The sequence below is a fragment of the Runella sp. genome (assembly GCF_965279615.1).
In the GTDB taxonomy this organism is placed as follows: domain Bacteria; phylum Bacteroidota; class Bacteroidia; order Cytophagales; family Spirosomataceae; genus Runella.
In genome coordinates, this window is the sequence record NZ_OZ257252.1 from 6,346,919 (window position 1) to 6,359,476 (window position 12,558).

The following is a 12,558-nucleotide window of genomic DNA, read 5'->3' on the forward strand; positions in this document are numbered from 1 at the left end:
GGTTTGAGGAGATGGATTAAATCAATGGGCTGTTACTTTGTTTAATAAAGATTCTTTGATCAGCACGTCAAAACGGGCGAGTGATTGCTGTAACTGAGCCGTCAGCACTTCATTTTGTGCTTTTATCCATTCAATGAAAAGCACACTGTTGTTTCGGTATCGACTATCGACAACCCTGAAATATTGCTCGGCTTTATTCACTCCGTCCTGTACCAGCGTTAGGTTTTCGCGAGTGGCCTGCAATTCCAGAAACGCCTGAGTGACTTGCAGTTCGATTTGTTTTTCGACTTCCAGTTTTTTTGTTTTCAGCAACTCTGTCTGAATTTTGGCTCCCTGAATTTTCGATTTTCGTTCATATCCTTTAAACAGATCCCATGTCAAACCTAATTGAGCCACTCCGTAAGCCTGTTTGTTGAAAGTATAGCCAAATCCCTGAAAACCGGTATTTCCGCCAATAAAGACCGAAGGTCGTTTTGAGGCTTTTTCCTGCAATGTAACGGCGGTTTTAGAAGCGAGAATGGATTGCTCGAGTTGGTTCAATTCCTGACGGTTTTGCAGGGCCGACTCGCTCAGTTTATCCAGTGATTCATACGTAGTTAAAGGTTTCAGATTGGTTGAGTCAACCACAATTCCTTCACCTAAGTCTTTGTTCAACAGGAAATTAAAATAAGCTTTTGCTGTTTCGCGGTTTTTGGTTGCTACGGCTACCTGTTGATTAAGTTTGCTTACCTCATATTCAGCCGCGATGACGGCATCTTTGGTTAACACATTATTATTCACCAATTTTTGATTCAATCTCACTAACTCATTGAGCGTTTTTTGCGCATTGCCAAAAATTTTGATGGCTTCAGATGCCTGTATGTATTGGTAGTAAGCTCCTTCAATAGTGTACCGAAGTTCATTTTCGTACACTTTCTTTTTGGCTTCCTGAGCCGTCAATAATGTTTTTTGGATCAGGTAATTGTATTGAATTTCAGGATTATAGATAGAATACTGAACTGTAATTTTAGTGTCGTGAAAATTGTTGGGAGCCAATAGTTCATCTACATTGTCGATTTGCGGGAATACGCTTGTTTGCGTAAGCTTATTAAGTGTGCTATATACCGGGTTGAGCAGATCTCCTACCGGGAATTGTAATCTCCGTCCACCCGCTGCCAGCGAATACGTAGGTGCAAACGTCACCCTTGGGTAGAATAGTGCTTTGGCCTGTTGGATGTTTTCGAGTACTTTCCGAATTTCCAGATTTTCCTGCTTTAGGGCAAGGTTATTCTTCAATCCTTCCTGAACGTATTCCTCCAAAATGGTTGAGTGCTGGGCTTGTATGCCGATGCTTATCGAGAGCAAAAGCAAGGTAAAATATATCCTTATCATATCTTATAAAATGAACAGTGTTTAGTGAAAGGGCAAAAAAAGGTCATTTTCCGATCCATCCCAGATGAGTATGCTTAAATGAATCGGTGTATTTGAGGCCATAGCCAAAAATACGGTCCATCGCAGAATGAGCGAATAAGATGATCCCGGTCAGCATCACCGCAGGTTGAGCAAAATAGAAACCTACTGCTGCAATGCTGATCCCCAATGCTTTATGATGAACGAAGTTGTACAGATAAGCGCCGATTCGAGTATTGATGGCATAACCTATCATACTTAGATCGGGAAGTAATAAAAGGGCGGGAAACCACCACCAGGCAAATTCCAGGCGGCTGAACAGAAAGACAGCGAGAACAAATTCGCCAATGTCTTCCAATGTGAGAAGTGATTTCATGGCTGTTTACAGAGTGATTTAGTAATAATTGATAACGAGAATGATTAAACTGATGCCCAGACACAAAGGAGAATAGCAGCGAGTATCCATTCGCCCAAATTCGGTCTGTTTTATTCTTTTAAAAAAGCCAACGTACTTAAATTCCCCAATAGCACGCAGGAGAAAAATAAGGGCAATGCCCATTGAACCATAGTGAATGGCTTGATCAGATAGCAATGAACTCTTTACAAAACCTACTTTTAGTGCCATAATCCACGCAAAACACACGAGCCCTATTCCTACCGCGATCGTTGCCAAAGGCCCCGGCGTAAATAAAGGTTTTTGTTGGCTATTACCACGATGTGGAACTACCGCATTTACCCAACGACGCCCACCCAACGCCCAATAAAAATGAAGGACAGCAATTGATGCAAAGATGACAATAGTAATAAGTGCAAAAAAAGGCTTCATACGTATCAGGGGTTATACAGTGTGTTACAAAGACGTTTTGATCATTTTGACAAATAATTGAAAGGATTCCTGAATGCGTTCTAACTGTTGATTATCCTGAAACATACTCATCCGATTTTTAAGGTAGATCGTCACGAGCCCGTGCATATAAGCCCAGATGGTCATGGCCATTACTTCAATATTGGTTTCTTTAAAATACCCGGCTTTTACGCAATCTTCAATGACCAGTTTCAAGAGACCAAAAGATTTTAAGCCGTCTTCCCATATTTCATCGCGGCAGGCAAGTGTTTCCATGGGTGCCTGCATGATAAACATCAGATCGTAGAGCTCCGGATTTTCAAGGGCGTATTTAATGTACTGCCGGCCCATTTCGATCAATCGCTCAAAAGGATCACTTATAATTACTACTTTGCTCAATTCCTGCATCATTTTCAAAAATGCTTCTTCATGCAGGGCAAACAATAGTTCATTCTTATCTTTATAATATAGATAGATAGTTCCCGGGCTGTATTCAATAGCATCAGCAATGCCACGGATACTCGTTTTTTCGTAGCCCTGCTCTAAAAACAGCTTTCGGGCAGCCTCCAGAATCAGCCTGCGCATGTCCTCTTTTTCCCGTTCTTTTCTTTCCTGAATTCCCATATTCTGCTGCTTAATCCTTTTATCTTATAAACGATGCAAACATAATGAACACTGTTCATTTTTTAAAGAATTTATTTATAAAAATGTTAAAAGGCTAAAAAATGGGGCTGAAAGGTGATCCTATGAGCCTTGATAATACAATTATGTTCTTATATATTCTTATTAAAGCCGATGATAAAGAGGCAATTAAGCGTTAGCTATGAGTAAATAAAGATTTTTTACTACAACAAAACGAGAATGTAGCAGTTTTTAAAGTTAAAAGTTGTAACTTTCGAAAACCTAAAACACCCTTTGTAACGGTATGGGTAGGAAAGTCTTAATCCTTAATCAAGATTACTCCGCGTTGAGCATTTGCTCCGTTCCGAAAGCCTTCCTGTTGGTCTATCTCAACAAGGCTGAATTGGTGGCCGAGTCTTCAAACTATTTCTTGCGCACTGTCAGTACAGAATTTCCAATGCCTACTGTCATTCGCCTTCATCGTTATATTCATTTACCCTATAAAGGAGTGATGATGACGCGGCAGAATATCTTCAAGCGTGATGGGCACCGTTGCGTTTATTGCGGTCTTCATGAAGAATTGACCCTTGACCATGTGCTTCCAAAATCGCGCGGAGGTCGTACAAGTTGGGATAATCTTGTAACAGCATGTAAGCGTTGTAATACGCGTAAAGGTGATTATACGCCGGAAGAGGCCTTGATGCCTATGCGTCATCGCCCTTTCAAACCTTCCTTTATTATGTTTTTGCGCGATTATTCAGGCGCTACCGATGATTCCTGGATGCCTTTCCTTTCCAAAAGAGAAAAGGTTTCGTAAAAAAAATTGCTTCTTCCGGTGAGATTTTCTACTTTTGCACTCCGTTTGCAAAGGCAATCGTTTGTTTCACCAAATTTCAGCCGGTTTGCCTGTTGGCTGATGTAAGAAAGGGCAATTTCACAACTTCATTATGAGTAAAGCTCAATTAACTGATTTTGACTGGGACAGAGCCGACAACAGAGGCTTTGGCAGCGGTTATTCCGCTTCTGAAAAAGCCCAGTTGGAGCAACTTATCAACGGTACAATCTCTCCCGTTGCCGAAAAAGAGGTAGTAAAAGGAGTCGTGGTCGGTATGAATGACCGCGAAGTGATTTTGAACATTGGATCAAAATCAGACGGTATCGTACCGCGTTCAGAATTCCGTGATTTGACGGACCTGAAAATCGGCGACGAAATTGAAGTATATATTGAAAACCAAGAAGACCCTAACGGACAGTTGGTGCTTTCCCGCAAAAAAGCGCGGGTTATTACTGCTTGGGATAATATTCAAAAATCATTTGATCATGACTTGGTGATCGACGGCTTTGTAAAACGTCGTACCAAAGGTGGTCTTATTGTTGATATCTATAGCATCGAAGCTTTCTTGCCCGGTTCACAAATTGACGTTAAGCCAATTCGTGACTTCGACATTTTCGTCGGCAAGAAAATGGAAGTGAAAGTGGTGAAAATCAATCACGCAAACAATAACGTGGTTGTATCTCACAAAGTATTGATCGAAAAAGACCTCGAAGCACAGCGTCAACAGATTCTTACCAATCTGGAACGCGGTCAGGTACTCGAAGGTGTTATCAAAAACATGACCAAATTCGGGGTATTTATCGACCTTGGAGGCGTGGATGGTTTGTTGCACATCACAGACATTTCATGGGGACGTATCAACGATCCTTCTGATCTGTTGCACCTCGACCAGAAAATCAACGTTGTTGTTCTTGACTTCGACGAAGATAAAAAACGGATTTCATTGGGCATGAAGCAATTGCAGGCTCATCCTTGGGAAGCTCTTTCTCAGGAAATTGAAATCGGTTCACGCGTGAAAGGTAAAGTTGTAAACGTAGCAGATTACGGCGCATTCCTTGAAATCATGCCGGGTGTTGAAGGTCTGATCCACGTTTCTGAAATGTCATGGTCTCAGCACTTGCGTAACCCGCAGGACTTCCTGAAGATCGGTGATGAAGTGGAAGCAGTGGTATTGACACTTGACCGCAATGAGCGCAAAATGTCGCTCGGCTTAAAACAACTGACCGCAGATCCTTGGACTCGTCAGGAAATCATTGACAAATACGCAGTAGGTACCGTTCATAAAGGTGTAGTTCGTAACTTGACCAACTTCGGTCTCTTCCTTGAATTGGAAGAAGGCATTGATGGTTTGGTACACGTATCTGACCTTTCATGGACCAAGAAAATCAAACACCCAAGTGACTTCATTAAAGTTGGTGAAGAACTTGAAGTAATGGTTCTTGAATTGGATGCTGAAAACCGCCGTTTGTCTTTGAGCCATAAACATCTTGAAGAAAATCCTTGGGATACTTTCGAAACAGTGTTTGCCGTAGGTTCAGTACATAGATGTACAGTCGTAGCCAAAGGTGACAAAGTTGCAACCCTTGAATTGCCTTACGGTATTGAAGGTGTATGTATCCTTAAAAACTTGGCAAAAGAAGACGGAACCGTCGGCGAAATCGGTGAATCTCTGGATTTCAAAGTGACTGAATTCCTGAAAGACGAAAAACGTATCGTACTTTCACATACTAAAACTTGGCAGGAAAAAGAAGAGCCTAAGGTAGAAGAAAAACCTAAAGCTCCTAAAGCAGAAAAACCTAAAGAAGTTGAAAAAGCAACTTTAGGTGACTTGGAAGCCCTTTCTGCCTTGAAAGAGCAGTTGGAAGAAGGAGAGAAGAAGAAGAAAGCCGCTGCTACCAAAAAAGTAGCAAAAGAAGCGTCGGCTGAGTAATTTTTTGACTCCTGATTTGCTAAATTGTTAGTTTGTTATGATATTTACGACCGTAAAAAGTCATATCAAACTAACAATTTAAAAATAATAAAAGGTCCTGTGGCCGAGTGGCTAGGCAGAGCTCTGCAAAAGCTCGTACAGCGGTTCGAATCCGCTCGGGACCTCGAAAGTAAAATGTGTTTTCTAAGAAAAGTACCATTTAGCCATGAATATTTAAAACAGGCTGGATGGTATTTTTTGTTTTTAATTTGCTTGATTTTCAATAAAAATAAGCAGTAAGGCTATGCTTCCGGGTTATTTCTGAATTTAATTAGAAAGAATCTAAATAATAGAATTATTGCAAATTAAGGATGTAAATGCTTTGGCACGTATAAATTCGTGCATTACTTTTGTACGGTCAAGAAGTATCATGTTTTGTTAATTCATACACAAATGGGAAGTAGTTTATTTTTCAAAAAAATGCGTAGTGTTGCCCAAGCGTTACTGATTGCTTTACTGGCTGTGTTCAGTCAGCAAGTAATAGCGCAGGACGGCGATGCTGCAAGCGGTGAAACGCTGTTCAATAATAATTGCAAGGCTTGCCACTCTCCTAAAGATGAAGTGGTGGTAGGTCCCGGCTTAAAAGGTGTTCAACAACGCCGCGATATAGCTTGGTTAGTTAAATGGGTCAAAAACCCTAATGGCGTTATTCAGAGTGGTGACGAATACGCAGTTGCTTTGTACGCTAAATTCAATAAAGCACAAATGACTGCTTTCCCTGCTTTTGGAGAAAAAGAAGTGAAAGACATTTTGGCCTACATTGAAAAAGCCAATACGGTGGCTGCTCCTGCTGCCGCTGCTCCGGGCGGTGCTGCTGCGGCTCCTGCCGGTGAGTCTGCTCCTTCAGATTTGTTTACTTACATTCTTGTAGCTTTATTGATCGTGATGTTATTGGTACTTGGAGTGCTGATGGCAATCGTTTCAATTTTATCTAAGGCTGTTGGTGGCGAATCAACTGCTACAGGAGGGACTTCCTTCTCGGATAAACTTCGTGATGGATTGGTTGGGTTCAGTAAGAACTCCGCTGTTCGCAGCGCTACCGTATGGTTCTTTATCCTTATGGTAACCAAAGCAACCATTGACGGAATGTACGGTGTAGGTATCCAACAGGGATATGCGCCAAAGCAACCGATTGCGTTCTCGCATAAACTTCACGCAGGACAGTATAAAATTGACTGTAACTACTGCCACACCGGTGTTAATCGCGGTAAATCGGCTACGATTCCATCGGCCAACATTTGTATGAACTGCCACGGAGTGATCAAAAAAGAATCGCCGGAAATTCAGAAAATTTATACCGCCATTGAAAAAAATCAGCCAATCGAATGGGTGCGTATTCACAACCTTCCTGATTTGGCTTATTTTAATCACGCACAACACGTAAATGTTGGTGGTGTACAATGCCAACAGTGCCACGGTGAGATTCAAACCATGGAAGTGGTAGAGCAACGTTCCTCACTGACGATGGGTTGGTGTATTGACTGTCACCGTAAGACAGATGTTAACACCAAAGGCAACGCTTACTACGACAAATTGGTAGAATTGCATAAATCAAAAAGCAAAGAGCCGTTGAAAGTAGCCGATATCGGTGGTTTGGAATGTTCAAAGTGTCACTATTAATCACGTTTCTTATTCATTAATATATATGGAAAACCAAACGAAGAGGTATTGGAAAGGTTTAGAAGAGCTTCGGAATGATGAGACTTTTATAAAAAATGCCCATAACGAATTTGGTAGCTTTGAAGCTAGCGATTCTGCCCAAAACAAAAGCATCGTTGACGGAATCGGTTCAGACCGTCGTGATTTTCTGAAAGTATTGGGGTTTGGCCTTGCCGCAGTATCATTAGCGGCTTGCGATGCTCCTGTCAAAAAAGCTATTCCGTACCTTAATAAACCAATAGATACTTTCCCTTCAATCGCTGATTGGTATGCTTCAACGTATGCAGAAGGCGGAGATTATGCAAGTATTTTAGTAAAAACGCGCGAAGGCCGTCCCATCAAAATTGAGGGCAACAAGCAATCAAGCGTAAGTAAAGGAGGCGTAAGTGCTCGTGCACACGCTTCTTTGTTGGCTTTATATGATGCCGAGAAATTAAAAGGTCCTAAAAAGGGGGAGGCAGATGCGGATTGGGATACGATTGATAAAGAAATTTCTGCACAATTGGCTTCTATAGCCGGTAAAGGTGGACAAATTCGCATCGTATCTTCTACAATTTTAAGCCCTTCCACTAAAGCTGTCATTGCTGATTTTACGACAAAATATCCTACTACTCAGCACATTACCTATGATGCCAATTCGGTAGCCGGCTTAGTAAAAGCCAATAGCGATTCATTTGGTAAAGCTATTATTCCTTCTTATGATTTCAGTAAAGCAAAAGTAATCGTTGGACTTAGCTGTGATTTCTTGGGAAGTTGGATATCACCGGAAGAATTTTCGCGTCAATACGTTGCAGGACGTAAGCTGAATAGCGCTAAAGGTGGCAAAAGAGATATGTCACGTCACTATCAGTTTGAAACCGGGATGTCATTGACCGGCGCCAATGCTGATTATCGTGCCGCCGTGAAGCCTTCACAGGAAGGATTGATTGCCTTGGCTCTTTACAGTAAACTGACCGGAAAAGGAGGCACTTCCTTAGGCGCTGAAGTAGACAAATTAATTGATAAAGCGGTTGCGGACTTAAAAGCAGCTCAAGGTTCTGCCTTAGTTGTTTCAGGTTCAAATGATCCGAATGTGCAAGTGGTCGTAAATGCCATTAACAGTACATTGGGAGCTTATGGCACAAGCATTGATTTAGGAAGTCCGGTTTATTATCGTCAGGGAAATGACGTAGCAATGAATGCCTTTATTGATAACGTGAAGGCGGGATCGGTAAGTGCGGTTGTTGTTTATGGTTGCAACCCGGTATATGATCATCCACGTGGAGCGGAATTGAAGGAGGCACTTCCGAAAGTTGGTCTTTCCGTTTCATTTGCCGACCGTGCCGATGAAACTTCTTCATTATGTAAATACATTGCTCCTGCCCCTCACTATTTAGAGTCGTGGGGTGATGCTGAACCTAAAGCAGGGTTTTATAGCTTACAACAGCCTGCTATTTCACTGATTTATAAGACGCGCCAAGCGCAGTCAAGTCTGTTAAAATGGTCCGGCGCAAATGCTGATTTTTACGCTTATCTTCGTAATTACTGGAAAACCAATATCCTTGGCGGCGATAATTTCGAAAGTGTATGGACAAAAGCATTACACGATGGTATAGTTGAAAAAGGTACAGCTGCCACTACCGCAGCAATTGCAGGCCCGATTGCCGGACTGGATGTCGCAATTGGAGCTGTAACAGCTGCTTACAAAGCCAACAGTACAGGACTTGAAGTAGTACTTTACGAAAAGGTCGGAATGGGAACGGGAGCTTTGGCAAACAACCCCTGGTTACAGGAATTCCCTGAACCCATCACGAAAGCGTGTTGGGACAATTATGCTACTATCTCTCAGAAAACTGCTAAAGAACTCGGCCTTTCACAAGACGATCTTGTTAAGATAGAAGCAAAAGGAAAATCCATCGAATTGCCTGTATTGATTCAACCTGGTCAAGCCAATGGAACCGTTTCAATTGCCATTGGATATGGTCGCGAGAAAGCGGGTAAATCAGGGAATGGAGTAGGTGTAAATGTTTATCCTTGGATCCAATACAAAGCAGGCTTTACCAACTTTACAGTTGGAGAAGCAACACTTTCTAAAACGGGCGATACGCATAAAATTGCTCAAACACAGACGCATGAAACGGTTATGGGCCGTAAGGCTGTCATGCAGGAAGCGCGTTTGGCAGAATACCAAAAAGATACAAAAGCGGGGCGCTATTTCCCTCACGTTTCTACTTCGGAAGGCCTAAAATCACCAAATGAAATTACGCTCTGGAATGGTTACCAGAAACCAAACCATTCATGGGGAATGGTCATTGACCTGAACTCATGTACAGGTTGCGGGTCTTGCGTGATCAGCTGCCAAGCCGAAAACAACGTTTCAGTTGTTGGACGTCAGGAAGTGATCAATCGCCGCGAAATGCACTGGATTCGCATTGACCGTTACTATTCATCAGATGCTGACGTACTGGATAAAAGCTTAAGCGGGTCAAAAGCATTGGAAATCGCTTCTGAGAATCCGGAAGTTGTGTTTCAACCTTTGATGTGCCAGCATTGCAGCAACGCTCCCTGCGAAACGGTTTGTCCGGTGTTGGCAACAACACACAGCACGGAAGGATTGAACCAAATGGCTTATAACCGTTGTGTAGGTACTCGTTATTGTGCCAACAACTGTCCATATAAAGTTCGTCGTTTCAACTGGTTTAAATATTTTGATAACGACAATTTCGACTTCCATTATAATAATGATCTTGGCAGAATGGTCATTAACCCTGATGTAACAGTTCGTTCGCGCGGAGTAATTGAAAAATGCTCAATGTGCGTACAACGTATTCAGGAAGGTAAATTGAATGCGAAGAAAGAACGTCGCCGTCCGGTGGATGGTGAAATAGAAGTGGCTTGCTCGCAATCATGCCCAACAGATGCCATTGTTTTCGGAGATATGAACGATCCTGAAAGCCGCGTTTCTAAATTATTGATGCAGGAAAAAGAAGGGCGTGCTTTCCAAATGCTGGAAGAGATCAACGTTAAACCGCAAATTTCTTACCTGACCAAGATCCGTAATAAAGATGTGGACGCTTCCAAAGCTGCCGCTACAGAAGCACATGCCGAACACGGAGGGCACTAGGATAGCAAGAATGGTAAAATGTTTTGAATAAATACTTAGAACATTTTACCTATACAAGAAGATTATTAGATAACAATTAACAATTAACTTTCAAAAATATGCACGTTACTTCACCCGTAAGAACCCCTCTTGTAACCGGTGGTAAAACCTACGCCGACGTGACAGAGGATATCTGCAAGCAGGTGGAAGGCAAGCCAACCAAAGAGTGGAAAGTCGCTTTTGTAATTTCATTGGCGGTTTTAGCATACGGTACAGTTTGCTTATTCTGGACCTGGTGGGAAGGTTTGGGCGTTTGGGGCCTAAACAAAACGGTCGGTTGGGCGTGGGACATCACCAACTTCGTATGGTGGGTTGGTATTGGTCACGCCGGTACGTTGATTTCCGCCATTTTGTTGTTATTCCGTCAAAAATGGAGAACTTCAATTAACCGTGCAGCGGAAGCAATGACCATTTTTGCCGTACTTTGTGCTGCTTCATTTATTCTTATGCACATGGGACGCCCTTGGTTAGCTTACTGGGCATTACCACTTCCCAATGCATTTGGGTCTTTATGGGTTAACTTTAACTCACCACTTGTTTGGGACGTTTTTGCAATCTCTACTTACTTCTCAGTATCGTGTTTGTTTTGGTACGTAGGTTTGGTGCCTGACTTGGCTACCATTCGTGATCGTGCCCAAAACAAGGTTTCAAAATACGTTTACGGCGTGTTGTCAATGGGTTGGAACGGTTCAGCCCGTGCTTGGTCACGTTATGAATACATCAGCTTGATTCTGGCCGGTTTGTCAACTCCTTTGGTACTTTCGGTTCACACCATCGTATCTATGGACTTTGCAACGTCGGTTATTCCGGGTTGGCACACTACTATCTTCCCTCCATACTTTGTAGCAGGGGCTATCTTCTCAGGCTTTGCAATGGTGCAAAACCTGATGTTGGTAACACGGGTCGTATACAAATTGGAAGACTATATTACCTTCGAGCACATCGAATCAATGAATAAGGTCATCACCCTGACAGGTTCTATTGTAGGGGTTGCTTATTTGACTGAGTTCTTTATTGCCTGGTATTCAGGGGTTGAATATGAAAGCTATGCTTTCTACAACCGTATGGCCGGACCCTACTGGTGGGCTTACTGGGCAATGATGACATGTAACGTAATTTCTCCGCAGTTGTTTTGGAGCCGTAAAATACGTCGCAGTGTTACTTGGACATTTTTCATCTCAGTTGTTGTAAATATTGGTATGTGGTTTGAGCGTTTCGTAATTATTGTTACCTCACTGCACCGTGACTATGTTCCTTCCAGCTGGGCAATGTTCTCGCCAACCATGTTTGATATTGGTGATTATATCTTCTCTTTCGGCTTTTTCTTCACCTGTTTCTTTTTATTCTCTAAATACTTACCGGTTATTAACATGGCTGAAGTAAAAGGGGTTATTAAGTCAGCCTCTGAAAAATTACCAATTAAAGTTTCGGGGGTATCAAAAGCTGATCGTTTGGCTTCACCTGCCTATAAAAAAGACGCTGAGTAGTAATGATTCAGGCTATGCTACTTTTAAGTAATAGCCACAAACCGGTTTCGGAATCTAACTGATAAAATAATGGCTGATATAAATAAGAAATTTTTAGTAGGGATTTACGACGATGACGATGTAGCCCTTGCCGCAGTGAAGAAGATCAAGAGTGCGGGTGTAAAAATCTATGAAGTGTATTCTCCTTTTGCAATACACGGAATGGATACTGCTATCGGTCACCCACGTACCCGTATCGGTATTGCCGCATTTTGCTTTGGCGTTACAGGTTTTTTATGTGCATTGGCACTTACAACCTGGACAATGGGCATTGACTGGCCAATGGTAATTGGAGGAAAGGATCCACTTTCGTATCCTAACTACGTACCTGCAATGTTCGAATTAACCGTATTGTTTACTGCTTTTGGAATGACATTTACTTTTTTCATTTCGAATGGCTTGGGGCCAACCGTAAAACCGCTTTTGTTTGACCCGCGTTGTACTGACAACAAATTTGTAATGGCAATCGACTTGAGCAAAAATAAGCTGTCAGAAACCGAAATCGAAAGCTTGATCAAAGCGTCGGGGGCGGAAGAAGTGAGTGTTAAACAGTTGTAATGTATTGATACACAA

At 42.2% G+C, this 12,558-nt stretch carries 10 protein-coding genes and 1 tRNA gene; 7 read left to right on the forward strand and 4 right to left on the reverse strand.

What is annotated here, in order from left to right:
- Window positions 1-21: 21 nt before the first annotated feature.
- Genes ACQY73_RS26560 through ACQY73_RS26575 form a run of 4 tightly spaced genes read right to left on the reverse strand, consistent with a single transcriptional unit; the run spans window position 22 to window position 2,857 of the window.
- Entirely contained in the window at window positions 22-1,371 is a 1,350-nt protein-coding gene (locus ACQY73_RS26560) for a TolC family protein (protein WP_428656994.1), read from the reverse strand.
- A gap of 43 nt (window positions 1,372-1,414) precedes the next feature.
- Window positions 1,415-1,765, reverse strand: a complete 351-nt coding sequence (locus ACQY73_RS26565) for a DUF4260 domain-containing protein (protein ID WP_428656998.1) — start codon at window positions 1,763-1,765, stop codon at window positions 1,415-1,417.
- 18 nt (window positions 1,766-1,783) lie between these two features.
- The gene (locus ACQY73_RS26570; RefSeq protein ID WP_428657001.1) at window positions 1,784-2,215 is read right to left on the reverse strand and encodes a DUF3995 domain-containing protein; all 432 of its coding nucleotides are present in this window, start codon (window positions 2,213-2,215) and stop codon (window positions 1,784-1,786) included.
- A gap of 24 nt (window positions 2,216-2,239) precedes the next feature.
- Window positions 2,240-2,857, reverse strand: coding sequence for a TetR/AcrR family transcriptional regulator (locus ACQY73_RS26575; RefSeq protein WP_428657004.1), 618 nt, complete (start codon window positions 2,855-2,857; stop codon window positions 2,240-2,242).
- 301 nt (window positions 2,858-3,158) lie between these two features.
- Here ACQY73_RS26575 and ACQY73_RS26580 point away from each other — a divergent pair, with 301 nt between their 5' ends.
- From ACQY73_RS26580 to ACQY73_RS26610, 7 genes are all read left to right on the forward strand, one after another.
- The gene (locus tag ACQY73_RS26580; RefSeq protein ID WP_428657007.1) at window positions 3,159-3,671 is read left to right on the forward strand and encodes an HNH endonuclease; all 513 of its coding nucleotides are present in this window, start codon (window positions 3,159-3,161) and stop codon (window positions 3,669-3,671) included.
- Between the two features lie 130 nt (window positions 3,672-3,801).
- Entirely contained in the window at window positions 3,802-5,619 is a 1,818-nt protein-coding gene (gene rpsA, locus ACQY73_RS26585) for a 30S ribosomal protein S1 (RefSeq protein ID WP_428657010.1), read from the forward strand.
- Between the two features lie 93 nt (window positions 5,620-5,712).
- Window positions 5,713-5,783 (forward strand) — tRNA-Cys (locus ACQY73_RS26590).
- A gap of 295 nt (window positions 5,784-6,078) precedes the next feature.
- Entirely contained in the window at window positions 6,079-7,278 is a 1,200-nt protein-coding gene (locus ACQY73_RS26595) for a c-type cytochrome (protein ID WP_428657012.1), read from the forward strand.
- A 25-nt stretch (window positions 7,279-7,303) separates the two neighbouring features.
- Window positions 7,304-10,420, forward strand: a complete 3,117-nt coding sequence (locus ACQY73_RS26600) for a TAT-variant-translocated molybdopterin oxidoreductase (protein WP_428657015.1) — start codon at window positions 7,304-7,306, stop codon at window positions 10,418-10,420.
- 98 nt (window positions 10,421-10,518) lie between these two features.
- Window positions 10,519-11,946, forward strand: a complete 1,428-nt coding sequence (nrfD, locus tag ACQY73_RS26605) for an NrfD/PsrC family molybdoenzyme membrane anchor subunit (RefSeq protein WP_428657017.1) — start codon at window positions 10,519-10,521, stop codon at window positions 11,944-11,946.
- Between the two features lie 69 nt (window positions 11,947-12,015).
- Window positions 12,016-12,543 (forward strand): DUF3341 domain-containing protein, encoded by a 528-nt coding sequence (locus ACQY73_RS26610; protein WP_428657020.1) that lies wholly within the window; start codon window positions 12,016-12,018, stop codon window positions 12,541-12,543.
- The last annotated feature ends 15 nt before the right edge of the window (window positions 12,544-12,558 follow it).